General features: G+C 53.5%; 1 protein-coding gene. It reads right to left on the bottom strand.

Annotated features, from left to right (window positions below):
* Positions 1–404: tandem-95 repeat protein (locus tag AYW76_RS18545; RefSeq protein ID WP_156489109.1), on the bottom strand; the 404-nt coding region annotated here is incomplete at both ends.

Genomic DNA, 404 nt, shown 5'->3' on the forward strand with positions numbered 1-404 from the left:
ACCATCATCAACAGGAGTGACATTAACTGTCACATCTGCACTGTCCGTTACAGTGCCATCAGTAATGGTGTAGCTGATGGTCGCGTCGCCGTTGAAGTTCTCAGCCGGGGTAAACTGTACCTTACCATCGACAATCGCCACCGTGCCTTGCGCTGCCGGAACGTACGCTTCGGTGATGGTTAATGTATCGCCATCCAGATCCGTATCGTTGGCCAACACATCGATGGTGACAACCGTATCTTCGTTGGTGCTGGCTGTATCGTCTACTGCAACGGGGCCGTCATTGACCGCATCCACGGTCACAGTCACTTCAGCGCTGTCGGTCGCGGTACCATCAGTAATGGTGTAACTGATGGTCGCGTCGCCGTTGAAGTTCTCAGCCGGGGTAAACTGTACCTTACCAT

The sequence above is a fragment of the Marinomonas gallaica genome (assembly GCF_001639745.1).
Taxonomy (GTDB): Bacteria; Pseudomonadota; Gammaproteobacteria; order Pseudomonadales; family Marinomonadaceae; genus Marinomonas; species Marinomonas gallaica.